16 protein-coding genes and 1 other RNA gene are annotated in these 17144 nt (G+C 56.2%); 12 read left to right on the forward strand and 5 right to left on the reverse strand.

What is annotated here, in order from left to right:
* Positions 1–276: 276 nt before the first annotated feature.
* From GN242_RS03760 to zapA, 3 genes are all read right to left on the reverse strand, one after another.
* Positions 277–867 carry a 5-formyltetrahydrofolate cyclo-ligase gene (locus tag GN242_RS03760; protein WP_156286931.1) on the reverse strand — a complete coding sequence of 197 codons (591 nt, stop codon included), beginning with the start codon at positions 865–867 and terminating at the stop codon, positions 277–279.
* Positions 868–955: 88 nt separating this feature from the next.
* Positions 956–1140: non-coding RNA, 6S RNA (gene ssrS, locus GN242_RS03765), on the reverse strand.
* A 42-nt stretch (positions 1141–1182) separates the two neighbouring features.
* Positions 1183–1512: a cell division protein ZapA gene (gene zapA, locus GN242_RS03770; RefSeq protein ID WP_062744299.1), complete on the reverse strand. Its 330-nt coding sequence runs from the start codon at positions 1510–1512 to the stop codon at positions 1183–1185.
* A 170-nt stretch (positions 1513–1682) separates the two neighbouring features.
* Here zapA and GN242_RS03775 point away from each other — a divergent pair, with 170 nt between their 5' ends.
* The 7 genes from GN242_RS03775 to gcvP all read left to right on the forward strand — a co-directional run bounded on the left by GN242_RS03775 (position 1683) and on the right by gcvP (position 10915).
* Complete coding sequence (locus tag GN242_RS03775) at positions 1683–2261, forward strand: YecA/YgfB family protein (RefSeq protein ID WP_154753534.1); 579 nt, start codon at positions 1683–1685, stop codon at positions 2259–2261.
* A gap of 57 nt (positions 2262–2318) precedes the next feature.
* Positions 2319–3635 carry a Xaa-Pro aminopeptidase gene (pepP, locus tag GN242_RS03780; RefSeq protein ID WP_156286932.1) on the forward strand — a complete coding sequence of 439 codons (1317 nt, stop codon included), beginning with the start codon at positions 2319–2321 and terminating at the stop codon, positions 3633–3635.
* Positions 3632–4810 carry a 2-octaprenyl-6-methoxyphenyl hydroxylase gene (ubiH, locus tag GN242_RS03785; RefSeq protein WP_156286933.1) on the forward strand — a complete coding sequence of 393 codons (1179 nt, stop codon included), beginning with the start codon at positions 3632–3634 and terminating at the stop codon, positions 4808–4810. Before pepP ends, ubiH begins: the two co-directional genes overlap by 4 nt.
* Before the next feature lie 13 nt (positions 4811–4823).
* The gene (gene ubiI / locus GN242_RS03790) at positions 4824–6026 is read left to right on the forward strand and encodes an FAD-dependent 2-octaprenylphenol hydroxylase (protein ID WP_154753537.1); all 1203 of its coding nucleotides are present in this window, start codon (positions 4824–4826) and stop codon (positions 6024–6026) included.
* Positions 6027–6474: 448 nt separating this feature from the next.
* Positions 6475–7587, forward strand: coding sequence for a glycine cleavage system aminomethyltransferase GcvT (gene gcvT, locus GN242_RS03795; RefSeq protein WP_156286934.1), 1113 nt, complete (start codon positions 6475–6477; stop codon positions 7585–7587).
* 19 nt (positions 7588–7606) lie between these two features.
* Positions 7607–7990, forward strand: a complete 384-nt coding sequence (gene gcvH, locus GN242_RS03800) for a glycine cleavage system protein GcvH (RefSeq protein WP_154753539.1) — start codon at positions 7607–7609, stop codon at positions 7988–7990.
* A gap of 72 nt (positions 7991–8062) precedes the next feature.
* Positions 8063–10915 (forward strand): aminomethyl-transferring glycine dehydrogenase, encoded by a 2853-nt coding sequence (gcvP, locus tag GN242_RS03805; RefSeq protein ID WP_156286935.1) that lies wholly within the window; start codon positions 8063–8065, stop codon positions 10913–10915.
* A gap of 722 nt (positions 10916–11637) precedes the next feature.
* On the opposite strand, the gene GN242_RS03810 is transcribed toward gcvP, so the two are convergent.
* Positions 11638–12246 (reverse strand): HD domain-containing protein, encoded by a 609-nt coding sequence (locus GN242_RS03810; protein WP_156286936.1) that lies wholly within the window; start codon positions 12244–12246, stop codon positions 11638–11640.
* Positions 12247–12458: 212 nt separating this feature from the next.
* Here GN242_RS03810 and trhA point away from each other — a divergent pair, with 212 nt between their 5' ends.
* On the forward strand, positions 12459–13112 hold the full coding sequence (gene trhA, locus GN242_RS03815; RefSeq protein WP_154753542.1) for a PAQR family membrane homeostasis protein TrhA: 654 nt from the start codon (positions 12459–12461) through the stop codon (positions 13110–13112).
* Positions 13113–13163: 51 nt separating this feature from the next.
* Here trhA and ygfZ read toward each other — a convergent pair whose 3' ends face one another.
* Positions 13164–14150 carry a tRNA-modifying protein YgfZ gene (gene ygfZ, locus GN242_RS03820; RefSeq protein ID WP_154753543.1) on the reverse strand — a complete coding sequence of 329 codons (987 nt, stop codon included), beginning with the start codon at positions 14148–14150 and terminating at the stop codon, positions 13164–13166.
* Between the two features lie 226 nt (positions 14151–14376).
* Between ygfZ and sdhE the strand changes: the two genes are divergently transcribed.
* Genes sdhE through creC form a run of 4 tightly spaced genes read left to right on the forward strand, consistent with a single transcriptional unit; the run spans position 14377 to position 17143 of the window.
* Complete coding sequence (gene sdhE / locus GN242_RS03825; protein ID WP_154753544.1) at positions 14377–14643, forward strand: FAD assembly factor SdhE; 267 nt, start codon at positions 14377–14379, stop codon at positions 14641–14643.
* Positions 14624–15037: a protein YgfX gene (locus GN242_RS03830; RefSeq protein WP_156286937.1), complete on the forward strand. Its 414-nt coding sequence runs from the start codon at positions 14624–14626 to the stop codon at positions 15035–15037. The genes sdhE and GN242_RS03830 overlap by 20 nt, the downstream gene beginning before the upstream one ends.
* Entirely contained in the window at positions 15030–15725 is a 696-nt protein-coding gene (gene creB / locus GN242_RS03835) for a two-component system response regulator CreB (protein WP_156286938.1), read from the forward strand. Before GN242_RS03830 ends, creB begins: the two co-directional genes overlap by 8 nt.
* Positions 15725–17143: a two-component system sensor histidine kinase CreC gene (creC, locus tag GN242_RS03840; RefSeq protein WP_156286939.1), complete on the forward strand. Its 1419-nt coding sequence runs from the start codon at positions 15725–15727 to the stop codon at positions 17141–17143. Before creB ends, creC begins: the two co-directional genes overlap by 1 nt.
* Position 17144: the final 1 nt, after the last annotated feature.

Genomic DNA, 17144 nt, shown 5'->3' on the forward strand with positions numbered 1-17144 from the left:
AAATCAGCATCGGCAGATACCGTAGGGGTCAGGCATGCCTGACCCTGGGCGAGCCTCGCCCCCCGCAACAAGTCAGCACTGGCAGATACCGTAGGGGTCAGGCATGCCTGAGCCTTGGCGAGCCTCGCCCCCGCAACAAATCAGCATGGGCAGTTATCGTAGGGGTCAGGCATGCCTGACCCTTGGCGAGCCTCGCCCCCCGCAACAAGTCAGCACTGGCAGATACCGTAGGGGTCAGGCATGCCTGACCCTGATCGACGTGTGCTTCCTCATGAATTACCACTGCCATATTTTTGACGGGGTAATTAACGCGGGTAACGGCACATCCCACTGCTCCACCGGCACTCTCTCCACCTGCTGACAGTCGTGAGCCAGACCCACCGGCATAAAGCCATGTTGCTGCCAGTTCTGTAAGGTACGATCGTAAAATCCTCCCCCCATTCCCAGACGCTGTCCTCCGGCATCAAACGCTACCAGCGGTACAAACAGCACGTCCAGCTCGCTTAACGGCAGCAGATTACGGATATCCAGCGGCGGCTCATAAATACGCAGGCGGTTTATCTTCAGTTCGGTCTGCTCGTCGTAACGCAGGAACAACAGCTGGCCAGCCGAGAAGGGGTGTAGCACTGGCAGGTAAACCTGCTGCTTTCGCTGCCACAACTTGGCAATTAACGGGCGGGTATTGATTTCACCATCTACGGAGAGAAACAGCGCGATATTCTTCCCCTGCTGCACCGGGGCAAAATTCAGCGCATGTTCGGCAACCTGCACGGCGGCAAACTGCTGTTGTTCGGCGCTAATCTCTCGGCGCAAATTGCGTACATGCCTGCGGATATCCTGACGGAGCGTCAATGTGGGGGTTAACACGTAGCTGACTCCATAAAATGGTACAGAAGCGTGCTGAACAGCATAGAGAAAAAAAGATAAATTCGGGAGGGGTACAGCAGGAAATGTGAGGTTCTCCGAGATGCCGCCGCAGGCTGTAACCCTTGAACCCATGGTTCAAGGTGAGCATGCCGTCGCAACCATCAGGCTTCTCGGACGAACCGAGCTTGCGCACAGGTTACAGAGCGTCACACTCTGTTTGGTATTAATTATCGGCTCAGGGGACGGGCCCGCTTGCAAACATCTCAGAGAATTTTTTTACTTCACCGTCACTCTATCACAGGTAACGTTAAAGTGTTATTCGAACTTCGCACCAGTACGTTCAGTTATGCGACCTTGCTCAAGCAATGCTTGTTCAATGGTCTGCTGTAGCATCCGAATTCGTTGTTCCATGTTAGACGCATAGTCACGGGTTTTGACTTTTTCCTGCGCCAGCTCATGGCAAATGTTCAGTGCTGCAATGAATACCAGTTGCTCTGTATTTGTGACTCTAGTGCGAACTTTTAAGTCTTGCAACCGTTGATTGAGGTCTTCGGCAGCCAGATTCAGCGCATCTTGCTGTTCAGGCGGACAATTTACTCTTAATGAACGGCCAAAAATTTGAATATCTACCGGTTGTGCAGACATGCCACCTTCCTGACTAATTACTGCGCCCGCAATCACCCTTACCGTTCACAGGCTTGGGAGGGGCGCCACTATAACTACGCCTAATATAAGAAACAACCCCTTTCTGGAATCGTTGAGGCACCTGGTGGTAGCATATCACGAACTTAACCAGCCAACGACGATCAAAACTCATGTCACTAACCAACATAATGCCGGGCTACAACCAGCTGGCTTCAGTACTGACGCAGCAGGGCGTAGGAATGACCCCTGCAGAAATGCATGGCCTGATCAGTGGATTGATCTGTGGCGGCAACCATGACAGCAGCTGGCAAACGCTGGTGCACGATCTGACCAACGAAGGCATGGCGTTTTCGCAGACGCTCTCTCTGCCTTTGCAGCAGATGCACGAAGCCGTGGGTAACTCTCTGGAAGATGAGGGATTTATGTTCCAGCTTTACCTGCCTGAAGATGATGATATCACCGTGTTTGACCGCGCCGATGCGCTGGCAGGCTGGGTGAACCATTTCCTGCTGGGTATGGGCGTGGCGCAGCCAAAAATTGGCCAGGTCAAAGGAGAAACCGGTGAAGCCATCGACGATCTGCGCACAATTGCGCAGCTCGGTTATGATGAAGATGAAGATCAGGAAGAACTGGAACAGTCGCTGGAAGAGGTGATTGAGTATGTGCGCGTTGCCGCACTGCTGTGTCACGACACCTTTACCCGCGTCATACCGGCTAATGTCATGATGAAAAAGCCGACGCTGCACTAGGACGCGTGCCAGCAGGCCGCCAGTGGTGATTTAACGGAACAGCATTCAGGAGGTCAAATGACCCAGCAAGAATTTTTGCGCCGCCGTCAGGCGCTGTTAGCGAAAATGGCTCCGGCCAGCGCGGCGATTATCTTTGCCGCCCCGGAAGCGACGCGCAGCAATGACAGTGAGTACCCATATCGGCAGAACAGTGATTTCTGGTATTTCACCGGATTTAACGAACCAGAAGCTGCACTGCTGCTGATTAAAAGCTCCGACAATCACAGCCACAGTGTCCTGTTCAACCGCGTACGCGATCTCACCGCAGAAATCTGGTTTGGCCGCCGCCTGGGGCAGGATGCCGCGCCTGAAAAACTGGCGATTGACCGCGCCCTGCCGTGGGATGACATTGGCGACCAGCTGCATCTGCTGTTGAACGGGCTGGATGTGGTTTACCATGCCCAGGGGCAGTACGACTTTGCAGATACTATCGTATTCAAGGCGCTGGAGGCGTTACGCCGTGGTTCTCGCCAGAATCTCTCAGCGCCTGCAACCCTGACCGACTGGCGTCCGTGGGTGCACGAGCTGCGTCTGATTAAATCCCCGGAAGAGCAGGCGGTACTGCGTGAAGCCGGGCGCATCAGCGCGCTGGCACACACCCGAGCCATGCAGAAATCCCGTCCTGGGATGTATGAATATCAGTTGGAAGGCGAAATTCTGCACGAGTTTACTCGCCATGGCGCCCGGTTCCCGGCTTACAACACTATTGTTGGCGCGGGGGACAATGGCTGCATCCTGCACTACACCGAAAACGAGAGCCAGATGCGCGACGGCCAGCTGGTACTGATCGACGCCGGGTGTGAATTCCAGGGCTATGCGGGCGATATAACCCGCACCTTCCCGGTGGGCGGTAAATTTACTGCTCCCCAGCGCGCCATCTACGACATTGTGCTGGCAGCGTTATACCGCTCGCTGGAACTCTATCGCCCCGGTACCAGCATTCGGGAAGTGACGGCGGCAGCGGTAGAAGTGATGGTGAAAGGCCTGGTGAAGCTGGGTATCCTGCACGGTGATGTTCATACCCTGATGGCTGAGAATGCCCATCGCCCGTTCTTTATGCACGGATTGAGCCACTGGCTGGGGCTGGATGTGCATGATGTCGGTCATTACGGCGTCGATCGCGACCGAATTCTGCAACCAGGCATGGCGCTGACCATTGAGCCGGGTTTATATATTGCACCTGATGCCGATGTGCCCGCAGAGTATCGCGGCATAGGTATTCGTATTGAAGATGACATCATTATCACCGCCGACGGCAACGAAAACCTGACGGATACGGTCGTTAAAGATGCCGATGACATTGAAGCACTGATGGCGGCAGCGAAGCGTTCATGAGCATAATTATCGCAGGGGGAGGAATGGCTGGTGCTACGCTGGCGCTGGCGATTTCACACCTGACGCAGGGAAAACTGGCGGTAACGCTGGTCGAAGGCACGGAGCCTGCCAGCCGGGCGCATCCCGGCTATGACGGGCGGGCGATTGCTCTGGCAGAAGGCACCTGCCAGCAGCTGGCAGCCATTGGTCTCTGGCCGCTACTCTCTTCGGTGGCGACTGCCATCACCGATGTGCATGTCAGCGATCGCGGGCATGCCAGCTTTGTCTCACTTGCTGCTGCCGACTACGACGTTTCGGCCCTGGGGCAGGTGGTTGAGCTGCATGAGGTTGGTCAGCGGCTTTTTGCCCGTTTGAAAAAAGCGCCGGGCATCACTCTGCGCTGCCCGGATAAAGTTATCGCGGTTGAGCGTACGCAGGAGAGCGTCAGCGTTCAGCTGGAAAGCGGTGAGCGCCTGAGCGGAGAACTGCTGGTCGCTGCTGATGGTTCGCGTTCACGCGTGGCGGCCAGCTGCGGGATACAGTGGCAAAGTGCCGATTATCAGCAGGTGGCTGTCATCGCCAATGTCACCACCCAGCTGCCACACCAGGGACGGGCGTTTGAGCGCTTTACTGAGTTTGGCCCGCTGGCGCTGCTGCCGATGTCGGGAGGGCGCAGTTCTCTGGTGTGGTGCCATTCACTGGCGGAGAAAGAGGCAGTAGATAGCTGGAGCGATGCGCATTTCCTCGCCGAACTACAGCGAGCTTTTGGCTGGCGTCTTGGGCGTATTACCCAGGTCGGGCAGCGCGACAGCTATCCATTACGGCTGCAAACCGCCTCACAGCATATTTCCCATCGGCTGGCACTGGTTGGCAATGCGGCGCAAACTCTGCACCCGATAGCCGGTCAGGGCTTTAATCTCGGCATTCGCGATGTGATGTCATTGGCGGAAACTCTGGCGGCTGCCTTCCGTGCCGGGCGCGGCGTGGGCGCGTACGCCACGCTGCAACATTATCAGCAACGTCGCCAGCCGGACGCACAGGCAACGATAGGTATTACTGACGGGCTGGTTCGACTGTTTGCAAACCGCTTTGCGCCGCTGGTTGCGGGGCGTAACCTGGGACTGCTGGCGATGGATCATCTGCCGCCATTACGTAATTTGCTGGCCGAGCGCACGTTGGGCTGGGTTAAGCGTTGAGGAGAAAGCAGCAATGCAAACCTATGATGTGATCATCGCCGGTGGCGGAATGGTCGGACTGGCGGTCGCCTGCGGCTTACAGGGTAGCGGGCTGCGTATCGCGGTACTGGAACGTGAAGCACCACCGGCGCTGGAGAACAACGCACCTCCGTCATTGCGCGTCTCGGCGATTAACGCGGCAAGCGAGCGTCTGTTGCAGCACCTTGGCGTCTGGGATGCGATCCTCAGTTCCGGTGCCAGCGCCTATCACGGTATGGAGGTCTGGGATCGCGACAGCTTTGGGCATATTACCTTTGATGATGAGCATCAGGGGCTGTCACACCTCGGGCACATCATTGAAAACCGGGTGATCCACCAGGCGCTGTGGCAGCGTGCTGAGAACCTCAGCGATATCACCCTGGTTGCACCTGCGGAATTACAGCAGGTGGCTTTTGGTGACAACGAAGCCTTTGTCACCTTGCAGGATGGCAGCATGATGACGGCGCGTCTGCTGGTGGCGGCCGACGGAGCCAACTCCTCGCTGCGCAATAAAGCCGATATCCCGCTGACCTTCTGGGACTATCAGCATCATGCTCTGGTAGCGAATATCCGCACCGAGCAGCCCCATGAATCGGTGGCGCGTCAGGTATTCCACGGCGACGGCATTCTGGCTTTCTTACCGCTGAAAGATCCGCACCTCTGTTCCATTGTCTGGTCGTTGTCGCCGCAGGAGGCGTCGCGCTTACAGGGCATGCCAGCAGCAGTATTCAATCAGCAGCTATCCGTGGCGTTCGATATGAAGCTTGGTCTGTGCACGCTGGAAAGCGAGCGTAAGGCCTTCCCGCTGATGGGGCGCTATGCGCGTAACTTTGCGGCACACCGTCTGGCGCTGGTTGGCGATGCAGCGCACACCATTCATCCTCTGGCAGGCCAGGGGGTTAACCTCGGTTTTATGGATGCAGCAGAGTTGATCGGTGAAGTACGCCGCCTGCAACAGCAGGGCAAAGATATTGGTCAGCACCTCTATCTGCGTCGCTACGAGCGCAGTCGTAAACACAGTGCTGCGGTGATGCTGGCCAGCATGCAGGGTTTTCGCGAGCTATTTGATGGCAATAACCCGGCGAAAAAGCTGCTGCGTGATGTGGGCCTGGCGCTGGCAGACAACCTTCCCGGCGTAAAACCGCGCTTGCTGAAGCAGGCGATGGGTTTACACGACCTTCCCGAATGGCTGCGTTAACCCGGCAATGAGAACAAGGGGGGCTAAGGCTCCCCTTTTTTGTACCTTCCTTCCGTGCTTCGTCAGCGTAACCGGTGTGCGACCGTTGCCCCATTTTTGCCCATCGTTTGAAAAAATCTAATTTCACCTCATACTTCGCATTACTTTTTGTAATGGATGGGTGATTTTATCTGCACCATTCTTTTTGCTAAAAATGGCATCGCTTTCTCATTCAACTGAATTTATACCGGTTAATTGCTGTTTTTGTGTGTAATAACGCAGTAATCCAGAGAAAAAAACCTGAAAATCGGCGCTGCCCTCTTTTGGCGCAGAGCCGATTCGACCTCGTTTATCTTATGGTTAATTAGCAGTTTCGGTGGTAAGTTCATAATGAAGGTAACGATTGCGTCGGCCGCATCCGGCGGTAAAAGACGCTCGTCAGCAACCGGATATCAGGCACAGGAAGACTATGACTCAGCAAACCGAGACTCAGCAAACCCCGTTATTCGAACAGCACCAGGCAAGCGGTGCACGCATGGTCGATTTTCATGGCTGGATGATGCCGCTGCACTATGGTTCTCAGATGGATGAACATCACGCGGTGCGGACTGATGCCGGAATGTTTGATGTTTCCCATATGACCATCGTCGACCTGCACGGCGTACGTACCCGTGAATTTCTGCGTTATCTGCTGGCTAACGATGTTGCCCGCCTTACCCAGCCCGGCAAAGCACTCTACAGTGCGATGCTCAACGCATCTGCTGGCGTCATTGACGATCTGATTGTTTACTTTATGAGCGAAGAATTTTTCCGCCTGGTGGTTAACTCAGCCACGCGAGAGAAAGATCTGGCGTGGATTGGTGAACATGCTGCGGCTTTCGGCGTAACGTTGACAGAACGTGCTGACCTGGCGCTGATCGCCGTTCAGGGCCCCAATGCCCGGCAAAAACTGCATACCTTACTGAGTGATGAACAGCGCGCTGCCGTCAGCGAGATGAAACCCTTCTTCGGCGTACAGTCAGGCGATCTGTTTATTGCCACCACCGGCTATACCGGAGAATCCGGTTATGAAATTGCCCTGCCGAATGAGCAGGTCGTCGACTTCTGGCAACGGCTGCTGGCTGCCGGAGTAAAACCCGCAGGTCTGGGTGCGCGCGATACCCTGCGCCTGGAAGCGGGAATGAATCTGTACGGCCAGGAGATGGACGAAGGGGTTTCACCGCTGGCTGCCAATATGGGCTGGACTATCGCCTGGGAGCCAGCAGATCGCCAGTTTATCGGGCGTGAAGCGCTGGAATTTCAGCGTGAGAAGGGGACGGAGCAGCTGGTGGGCCTGATCATGACGGAAAAAGGCGTGCTGCGTAATGAACTGCCGGTGCACTTTACTGACGCTGACGGCAATCAGTGTGAAGGCATTATTACCAGTGGATCGTTCTCACCAACGCTGGGTTGCAGTATCGCTCTGGCGCGCGTTCCCGCCGGAATTGGCGAACACGCCGTGGTGCAAATCCGCAACCGTGAAATGCCGGTACGTGTTACTAAACCTGTTTTTGTCCGCGCCGGTAAACCGGTGACGAAGTAACTTTTTGGAGAGCATATTGATGAGTAATGTACCAGCTGAACTGAAATACCGTGACAGCCATGAATGGGTGCGTAAAGAAGCCGATGGCACCTATACCGTCGGGATCACCGAACATGCTCAGGAACTGCTGGGTGACATGGTATTTGTTGACCTGCCTGATGTGGGTAACACCTACAGCCAGGGTGAAGATTGCGCGGTGGCTGAGTCAGTTAAAGCGGCCTCTGATATCTATGCGCCATTAAGTGGTGAAATCGTTGAGGTGAACAGCGGTCTGGACGCTGAACCTGAACTGGTTAACAGCTCCCCGTACACCGATGGCTGGCTGTTCCGTATTAAAGCCACGGACGACACCGAATTTGAGACGTTATTAGACGCCGCTGCCTATCAAGGTTCTATCGAATAGTTCCCTTACTGTTATTCGGGATGGGCCGTCGTCCATTCCGTCTCTCTATGCCCGATGCAGGATTGACCGCCCATGACCCAGAAACTCAGCCAGCTTGAACATCACGGTGCATTTATCGAGCGCCATATTGGCCCTTCGCAGGAACAGCAGGATGCCATGCTTAACGCTATCGGCGCTGCCACCCTGAACGATCTGATTACTTCGATTGTGCCCGCCGACATCCAGCTTCCCAGCCCGCCTGCGGTAGGCGATGCGCTGACGGAACATCTGGCGCTGGCCGAGCTCAAAGCGATTGCGGCGCAAAATCAGCGCTATAAATCTTTTATCGGCATGGGTTATACCCCGGTGCTGACGCCGCCGGTAATCCTGCGCAATATGCTGGAAAATCCAGGCTGGTACACCGCTTACACCCCTTACCAGCCGGAAGTTTCGCAGGGACGCCTGGAAGCGCTGCTAAACTTCCAGCAGCTGACGCTGGATCTCACCGGGCTGGATATTGCCTCTGCCTCGCTGCTGGATGAAGCCACCGCCGCCGCCGAAGCGATGGCCATGGCTAAACGCGTCAGCAAGCTGAAAAATGCCAATCGTTTCTTTGTGGCCGATGATATTCATCCGCAGACGCTGGACGTGGTGCGCACGCGCGCTGAAACCTTTGGGTTTGACGTGCTGGTGGATAAGGCTGAGAAAGTGCTGGAGCTGGACGAAGTGTTTGGCGTGCTGTTGCAGCAGGTCGGCACCGGTGGAGAAGTGCATGATTACGGTGACCTGATTGCGGAACTGAAACGCCGTAAAGTGGTGGTCAGCGTGGCCGCCGACGTTATGGCGCTGGTGCTGTTGCAGGCACCGGGTAAACAGGGAGCGGATATTGTCTTCGGCTCTGCCCAGCGTTTCGGCGTGCCGATGGGTTACGGTGGCCCGCATGCCGCCTTCTTTGCCGCCCGCGACGAACACAAACGCTCAATGCCGGGCCGTATTATTGGCGTATCCAAAGATGCCGCTGGCAACACTGCGCTACGTATGGCGATGCAGACCCGCGAACAGCATATCCGTCGTGAAAAGGCCAACTCCAACATCTGTACCTCGCAGGTACTGCTGGCTAATATCGCCAGCCTGTATGCCGTCTTCCACGGCCCTGCCGGTTTGAAACGTATTGCCAGCCGTATTCATCGCCTGACCGATATCCTTGCGCAGGGCTTACAGCTGCGCGGCGTGAAGCTGCGTTACTCCACCTGGTTCGATACCCTGACGGTAGAAGTCAGCGATAAAGCAGCGGTGCTCGATCGTGCTCTGAGTTTTGGTATCAACCTGCGCAGCGATATGCTTAATGCCGTGGGCATCACCCTGGATGAAACCACCACCCGCGAAGACGTTGTGGCGCTGTTCTCGATCCTCCTGGGGGGAGAGCATGGCCTGGAGATCGATACGCTGGATACTGACGCCAGCTCTATCCCGGCAGCGATGATCCGCGAAGACGCGATTCTTACTCATCCGGTATTTAATCGTCATCACAGCGAAACCGAGATGATGCGCTATATGCACAGCCTGGAGCGCAAAGATCTGGCGCTGAATCAGGCGATGATCCCGCTTGGCTCCTGTACCATGAAGCTGAATGCCGCAGCAGAAATGATCCCGATCACCTGGCCTGAGTTTGCCGAACTGCATCCGTTCTGCCCGGCAGAGCAGGCAGGCGGCTACCTGCAAATGATCGGGCAGCTCTCGCGCTGGCTGGTGCAGCTCACCGGCTATGATGCGCTCTGCATGCAGCCAAACTCCGGCGCGCAGGGAGAATACGCCGGGCTGCTGGCGATCCGCCGTTACCATGAAAGCCGTAACGAAGCAGAACGTAATATCTGCCTGATCCCCGCATCCGCACACGGCACTAACCCGGCATCAGCACAGATGGCAGGGATGAGTGTGGTGGTGGTCGCCTGTGACAAGCAGGGCAATATCGATCTGCACGATCTGCGCATGAAAGCAGAGCAGGCGGGTGCAGCGCTCTCCTGTATCATGGTGACCTATCCGTCGACCCACGGCGTATATGAAGAGACGATCCGCGAAGTGTGCCAGATCGTGCATCAGTTTGGCGGCCAGGTCTATCTGGACGGTGCCAATATGAACGCGCAGGTGGGGATCACAACGCCAGGATATATTGGCGCGGACGTTTCACACCTAAACCTGCACAAAACCTTCTGCATTCCACACGGCGGCGGCGGGCCAGGCATGGGGCCAATTGGCGTTAAAGCTCATCTTGCCCCGTTCGTTCCAGGCCACAGCGTGGTACAGATCGACGGGATGCTGACCGGGCAGGGTGCGGTATCTGCTGCGCCGTTCGGCAGCGCCTCTATTCTGCCTATCAGCTGGATGTATATCCGCATGATGGGGGCGGAAGGTCTGAAGCAGGCAAGTTCGGTGGCGATCCTCAACGCTAACTACATAGCTTATCGTCTGAAGTCCGCTTATCCGATCCTCTACGCCGGCCGTGTAGCGCACGAATGTATTCTGGATATTCGTCCGCTAAAAGAGCAGACAGGCATCAGTGAGCTGGATATTGCTAAACGCCTGATCGACTACGGTTTCCATGCGCCAACCATGTCATTCCCGGTGGCGGGCACGTTGATGGTCGAACCAACCGAATCAGAAAGCAAAATCGAGCTGGATCGCTTTATCGATGCGATGCTGGCGATCCGCTCGGAGATCGACCGTGTGGCAGCAGGGGAGTGGCCGCTGGAGGATAATCCACTGGTCAATGCACCACATACTCAGATGGAAATTGTCGGCGAATGGAATCACCCTTATACCCGTGAACTGGCAGTATTCCCTGCCGGGAGCGCGAATAAATACTGGCCAACAGTGAAGCGCCTGGATGATGTCTATGGCGACCGAAACTTGTTCTGCTCGTGCGTCCCGATCGGCGAATACAAATAAACCCGTCATACTTCAAGGTGCAGGATCGTTGGCTCTCCTCGCGGACCCCAGTCACTTACTAATGTAAGCTCCCGGGGATCCGCTGCGTGGCCGCCTGCCTGCACCTCGAATTATTTAGGGTTTAGACCCGTCATACTTCAAGGCTCAGGATCGTTGGTTCTCCTCGCGGACCCCAGCCATTTACTGATGTCAGCTCCCGGGGATCCGCTGCGTGGCCGCCTGCCTGCACCTCGAATTATTTAGGGTTTAGCCCCGTCATCCTTCAAGGCGCAGGATCGTTGGTTCTCCTCGTGGCCCCCAGCCATTTACTGATGTCAGCTCCCGGGGATCCGCTGCGTGGCCGCCTGCCTGCACCTCGAATTATTTAGGGTTTAGCCCGTCATCCTTCAAGGCGCAGGGTCGTTGGTTCTCCTCGTGGCCCCCAGCCATTTACTGATGTCAGCTCCCGGGGATCCGCTGCGTGGCCGCCTGCCTGCACCTCGAATTATTTAGGGTTTAGCCCGTCATACTTCAAGGCGCAGGATCGTTGGCTCTCCTCGCGGACCCCAGCCATTTACTGATGTCAGCTCCCGGGGATCCGCTGCGTGGCCGCCTGCCTGCACCTCGAATTATTTAGGGTTTAGCCCGTCATACTTCAGGGCGCAGGATCGTTGGTTCTCCTCGCGACCCCCAGCCATTTACTGATGTCAGTTCCCGGGGATCCGCTGCGGTATAGGCGCAAATTACAGTAACCAGCCCAGAGTGTGAGCCCGGTTCAGATGCTGTTGCAGATAACCCCACAGCTCCGGCCACTGCCGCGCCAGCTTGATGTTGCGTGATTCTACCTGCTCCAGACGAATACCATTCTCTTTCCAGCTCTGGCCCTGATTGTGCAGGTTAAGCATGATGGGCAGTGCGCGATCGAGCATATTGGCAAAGCGCGCATCCGCCGTTTCTCCGGCTTCATACTCATTCCACAATGCGCGAAAACGCTGGCTCAGGCCCGGGGGGAGCAGACCAAAAATACGCTGTGCGGCGGCAACCTCCTGCTCCTGAATCGCGTCACGTGCGGCAATGTCATAGACCATCACATCACCAGCATCGATCTCCACCACGTCATGCACCAGCGCAAGCTGGATGGCGTGCTGAACATCAATGGTTTCAGGGGCGAATGGTGCCAGACTCATGGCGGCCATCGCCAGGTGCCAGCTGTGCTCTGCGGAGTTTTCCTGACGTGCATTACTGAGAAGTTTGGTGCGGCGCTCTACGTCTTTTAGCTTGTCCAGCTCCATCAAAAACTGCACCACTTCTGTCATCGCACCGAAATCTAAGGCTGCTACCCTGTCTGACATCACCTGTCTCACTTACCCGGAAAAAGTTAGCCCATATTGTAAGGGAAACGATTGCGTATTTCGCAAAAAAAGTGCATTGCAGGCTCAGACACAATATTTTAGCTTACATGTGTACACTGAAATTATTGTCAGCTAGGCTACAGATGATGCTTTTCCCACCATCGCCATCTTGCGATAGGGGGCGCATTGCAAATCGGAGATAAGAGTTAACTATGGTGAAAGAGAAAGTACTGACGGGCGGATACTCAGTGGCGGAAGAGATTGCGAACAGCATCAGCCACGGCATTGGGTGCCTGTTAGGTGTCATTGGTCTGGTGCTGATGCTGAATCAGGCGATTGATAGCCATGCCGGTGCGCTGGCGATCGTCAGCTACAGTCTGTATGGCGGCAGTATAATCCTGCTGTTTCTTGCCTCCACGCTCTATCATTCCATTCCGGGTGAAAAGGCGAAGTTCTGGCTAAAAAAACTCGACCACTCAGCTATCTATCTGCTGATTGCCGGAACCTATACGCCGTTTCTGCTGGTCGGCCTGCGATCGCCGCTGGCCCACTGGCTGATGGTGGTCATCTGGAGCCTGGCACTCGCAGGTATCCTGTTTAAGCTGGTCTTTGCGCACCGCTTTGAAGCGCTGTCGCTGGTCACTTATATGCTGATGGGCTGGCTGTCGGTGATTGTGCTGTATCAGATGGTGATGCGCCTGCCCGCTGGCAGCGTATGGCTACTGGCCGCAGGGGGGATCATCTACTCGCTGGGAGTGATTTTCTATGTGGCGAAGCGGATACCCTACAACCATGCGATCTGGCACGGTTTTGTACTCGGCGGGTCGCTGTGCCACTTTCTTGCCATCTACCTGTATGTGATGTAACACCGCGGATATCAACCGCCCTGACGCGGATATTCAGGGCGGATAACTGATTTACCCGGCAGTGATTTCGTAAGGCAGCGGCTGAATAGCCAGCTGTCCGCCTTCATCGCCCTGCACTCGCAGCACGGTATCCGGTTCCAGATCGTTATTCATTACCGCCTGCACCCACACCTCGCCATTGTCCAGCTGGACTGCGGCGAGGATCGTGCCGGTCCGACGCCAGTTCTCACCCATCTTCATTTCCAGCGCATCGTTTGCCGCAGGTACGACACCTGCTTTGCCCGCCAGCCAGTAAAGTGCACGTTTATTGGCACCGCGGAATTTCGCACGCGCTACCATCTCCTGACCGGTATAGCAGCCTTTCTTAAAGCTGATGGCATCCAGCGCCTGTAAGTTAGTCGCCTGCGGGATCAGCTGCGCACTGGTCGCGCTGTCAATCACCGGGAAACCGGCTTCGATATCTAGTGCCAGCCATTGAGAACTGTTATTTAACTGCGCGCAATCCGCCAACGCCTCGCGCAGTGACTGCGCTTTTTCAGCGCTGGTGACCAGTAAAAAACGCTCGGCAGGCAGATCGAACCACAGCAGAGTACTCTCTCCATCCTGCACCACCGGCGTTTGGGCATCAGGCAGTGCGCTAAACAGATTGGTCAGCGCGGCTCTGGCCTGAAAACCCGCCACTCCCAGCAGTACGCTTTCATCGTCGGCGGCCAGCGTTACTTTGGCAAACACCGCATACTTTTTCAGTTCCGCCAGCTGGTTATCGCGCAGACTGCGGCGCTCAATAAAGGCAAGACCGTCGGCACGATGAAACAGGCGCAGATTACTCCACATCTTCCCTTTGGCATCACAATGGGCGGCAGGGCGATGCTGATCGGCGGCGAGTGCGGCCACGTCCAGCGTTACCTGTCCCTGTAAATAGCTGACGCGATCGGCGCCAGTCGCGTTTACCAGCGCCCACTCTTCCAATGACATCAGGGTCAGCGGCAGACGAGCCGAAGCGGCGGGTTGACGCGGCGGGAAAGAAATAGTCGGCATAATTCAGTCCTAAAGTAAGCAAGGGATGAAAATTGTTTTCTCATGTTAAAAGAGCAGCACTGCTTTGCAACCTGTTTCCGGGAAAAGCGGCACAAAACGCGTGATAACCCTGTAACTGATGTCACTGTTTTGCGCGCTGACGCGCAGGGCTAAAATTGCTGCATCAACAGTGAGGCAAAAAAGCGGTACACTGAGCGCCATGTTTGGTTAACCAATGCAGAGTGACATGGATATTTCAAATAAATCACGTATTCACTGGGCCTGCCGTCGTGGCATGCGCGAACTCGATATCTCCATCATGCCTTTTTTTCAGTATGAATTTGACTCACTGACTGACGAAGACAAGCAGCTGTTTGTGCGTCTGCTGGAAAGTGACGATCCCGATCTGTTCAACTGGCTGATGAATCATGGTGAACCGGCTGATGCCGAACTGCAACGCATGGTGGCGTTGATTCAGGAAAGAAACAAGGCACGTGGCCCGGTGGCAATGTAATCTACGGCCTTCCCGGCAGGCGCGCACGCTTTCACTATTGCTGCATAGTGCGGTGATGCTGGCGCTGCTGCTTGCTCCCTGGCCGGACAGTGCCGCACTGCCGCGAGCGATATTAATGCTGCTGGTGCTGATAGAGTGCCTGCGCGGCCAGCAGCGGCTCCTCCGCTGTCGGGGTGATTTTATCCTGCGTGAGGGGAGAGTGCTGATCTGGCAGCAGCGTCAGTGGCGCATGACTTCACGCCCGTGGCTGAGTCGCCTGGCGATGTGCCTCTCATTACAGGAAACATCAGGTTGCCGTCAGCGTCTGTGGCTATTTGCCGATGGCATGGAAAACAGTGAATGGCGGCTCCTGCGCCAGCAGCTGCTGAACGAAAAGGAACTGCGTGATGAGTAGCGCCACCATCTGGCTGGTAGAAGATGAAGCCGCCATTGCCGACACACTGCTGTATATGCTGCAACTGGAGGGGTTTGAAACCCGCTGGTTTCCCCGGGGAATGCCGCTGCTGGAAGCGCTGCCGCAGCAGGCTCCTGACCTGGTGATCCTGGATGTTGGCCTGCCTGATATCAATGGTTTTGAGCTGTGTCGGCGGTTGCTGGCGCAGCAGCCGGATCTTCCGGTACTGTTTCTTACCGCCCGTAGCGAAGAAGTTGACCGGCTGCTGGGGCTGGAAATCGGCGCAGATGACTACGTTGCTAAACCTTTCTCCCCGCGTGAAGTCTGTGCGCGGGTGCGTACTTTGCTGCGTCGCCTGCAAAAACAGCAGCGTATCGCACAGTCACCCCGCTATAACGTCGGCAATTTCACCCTTGATGAATCTGCCGCGCGCGTACAGTGGTGTGATCAGCCACTGACACTGACTCGCTATGAATATCTGCTACTGAAAACGCTGCTGCTCTCCCCCGGGCGGGTGTTCTCACGTCAGCAGCTGATGAATCTGGTATGGAAAGAGGCAGAAGAGAGCCTTGATCGCACTGTTGATACCCATATCAAAACCCTGCGCGCCAAGCTGCGTGATATTAATCCTCAGGAGCAGGTGCTGATGACTCACCGGGGGCTGGGTTACAGCCTGGTGGCGGGCTGATGCGCATCGGAATGCGTCTGCTGCTGGGCTATTTTCTGATTGTCGCCGTGGCCGCGTGGTTTGTACTCAGCATCTTCTTAAAGGAGATTAAGCCCGGCGTGCGTCGGGCCACCGAAGGGACGCTGGTGGATACCGCCACGCTGCTGGCACAGTTTGCCCGTGCAGATATTATCAGCGGTAATCCGCAGCGGGGGCAGCTGGCGCAGGCATTCGCCCAGCTGCGAAACTATCGGGTTCATGCCAATATCAGCGGCATCGCTAAACGGCGTAACGAATATCATGTTTATCTCACTGATGCCAAAGGGATTGTGCTGTTTGATTCTGCCGGAGTGGCGGTGGGCAAGGACTACTCGCGCTGGAATGATGTGCTGCTGACGCTTCGCGGCCAGTACGGCGCACGCAGCACCCGCAGTAACCCGGATGATGATGCGAGTTCGGTCATGTATGTCGCCGCGCCGGTGCGAGATGGCGCGCAGCTGCTGGGTGTACTCAGCGTGGGGAAAGCGAACAGTACGATGGTGCCGGTAATCCGCCGTAGCGAACACCGCATTCTCTGGGCCGGTGCGGCGCTGCTGGGTATTGCTCTGTTGATAGGGCTGGGATTTGTCCTCTGGATTAACCGCTCCGTTGGGCGTCTGGTTCGTTATGCCGATTCCGTTACTGCGGGTGACGCACAGCCGCTGCCAGCCATGAACAGCACTGAGCTGCGCAAGCTGGCCCAGGCGCTGGAGAGTATGCGCCTCAGGCTCGAAGGTAAACGCTATATTGAGCACTATGCCCATGCATTAACTCACGAGCTGAAAAGCCCGCTGGCGGCCATCCGTGGTGCAGCAGAAATTTTGCGCGAGTGTCCCCCGGCGGAGGTTGCTCAGCGCTTCTCAACTAATATCCTGCAACAGAATGCCCGAATGCAGCGGCTGATCGACAATCTGCTGCGCCAGGCGACGCTGGAAAACCGCCCGGAAATTCAGCGCCAGCCGGTCAGCCTGCTGCCGCTTATTACCTCGCTGTGTGACAGTCGGGCAGTGCAGGCACAGGGCAAGCGCCTGACCTTCGACGCTGCCGCCTTTGACGGGATTTCCGTGCGTGCTGATGCTCTGCTGCTGGAGCAGGCGCTGGCTAATCTGCTGGATAATGCCCTCGACTTTACGCCCCTGGGGGGCGAGGTGCGGCTTGAAGTCAGCCAGGCTGCCGATGAAGTTATTTTCACAGTACTGGATAGCGGCAGCGGGATTCCGGACTATGCGCTGCCCCATATATTTGACCGCTTCTACTCTTTGCCACGCAGTAACGGGGAGAAAAGCAGCGGGTTGGGTCTCGCCTTTGTACAGGAGGTTGCACGGCTGCATCAGGGAGGTATCACTCTGACGCCACGTCCTGAAGGTGGCGTCTGCGCACAGCTTACTGTGAAAAAATAAC

Origin of the sequence: Erwinia sorbitola, assembly GCF_009738185.1 — a bacterium.
GTDB lineage: Bacteria > Pseudomonadota > Gammaproteobacteria > Enterobacterales > Enterobacteriaceae > Erwinia > Erwinia sorbitola.

Excerpts from the sequence above, each read along its gene's own strand:
- trhA (WP_154753542.1), top strand. The coding sequence starts at position 12,459 with ATGGTGAAAGAGAAAGTACTGACGGGCGGATACTCAGTGGCGGAAGAG.
- ubiI (WP_154753537.1), top strand. The coding sequence starts at position 4,824 with ATGCAAACCTATGATGTGATCATCGCCGGTGGCGGAATGGTCGGACTG.
- creC (WP_156286939.1), top strand. The coding sequence starts at position 15,725 with ATGCGCATCGGAATGCGTCTGCTGCTGGGCTATTTTCTGATTGTCGCC.
- zapA (WP_062744299.1), bottom strand. The coding sequence starts at position 1,512 with ATGTCTGCACAACCGGTAGATATTCAAATTTTTGGCCGTTCATTAAGA.
- gcvT (WP_156286934.1), top strand. The coding sequence starts at position 6,475 with ATGACTCAGCAAACCGAGACTCAGCAAACCCCGTTATTCGAACAGCAC.
- sdhE (WP_154753544.1), top strand. The coding sequence starts at position 14,377 with ATGGATATTTCAAATAAATCACGTATTCACTGGGCCTGCCGTCGTGGC.
- ubiH (WP_156286933.1), top strand. The coding sequence starts at position 3,632 with ATGAGCATAATTATCGCAGGGGGAGGAATGGCTGGTGCTACGCTGGCG.
- GN242_RS03775 (WP_154753534.1), top strand. The coding sequence starts at position 1,683 with ATGTCACTAACCAACATAATGCCGGGCTACAACCAGCTGGCTTCAGTA.
- ygfZ (WP_154753543.1), bottom strand. The coding sequence starts at position 14,150 with ATGCCGACTATTTCTTTCCCGCCGCGTCAACCCGCCGCTTCGGCTCGT.
- creB (WP_156286938.1), top strand. The coding sequence starts at position 15,030 with ATGAGTAGCGCCACCATCTGGCTGGTAGAAGATGAAGCCGCCATTGCC.
- pepP (WP_156286932.1), top strand. The coding sequence starts at position 2,319 with ATGACCCAGCAAGAATTTTTGCGCCGCCGTCAGGCGCTGTTAGCGAAA.
- GN242_RS03810 (WP_156286936.1), bottom strand. The coding sequence starts at position 12,246 with ATGTCAGACAGGGTAGCAGCCTTAGATTTCGGTGCGATGACAGAAGTG.
- gcvH (WP_154753539.1), top strand. The coding sequence starts at position 7,607 with ATGAGTAATGTACCAGCTGAACTGAAATACCGTGACAGCCATGAATGG.
- gcvP (WP_156286935.1), top strand. The coding sequence starts at position 8,063 with ATGACCCAGAAACTCAGCCAGCTTGAACATCACGGTGCATTTATCGAG.